1 protein-coding gene is annotated in these 279 nt (G+C 69.9%); it reads right to left on the minus strand.

Annotated features, from left to right (window positions below; genetic code table 11):
• Positions 1–279, minus strand: a 279-nt coding sequence (locus JYB63_RS23085; protein WP_205660248.1) for a virulence factor SrfB, incomplete at both ends; no start/stop codon positions are given.

The raw sequence follows: 279 nt of genomic DNA on the forward strand, positions 1-279 counted from the left end.
TGCGGCGCCGGGAAGCGAGTGTGCGCGCCGTCGAACGGCGCATCCTGCGGGTGCCAGCCGAGGGCTTTCCACACCAGCCCGATCGCTTCCTGCATGCGGCGGCGGAAGATCTCCCGCTCTGGCTTCGGCATCGCCGACGGCAGCGTCAGGATGATGGCGCGTAAACGGCGCGGGGCGGCGGCGTTCGGCATGCGGCTGCGCTGGGCGATGCTGTTGATCTGCATCAGCGCCTGCGCCAACAGCTCGCTCAGCATCAGGCTCATCACCGCGCTGCGGCTG

It is taken from the genome of Aliamphritea spongicola, assembly GCF_017051665.1.
Classification (GTDB): Bacteria; Pseudomonadota; Gammaproteobacteria; order Pseudomonadales; family Balneatricaceae; genus Amphritea; species Amphritea spongicola.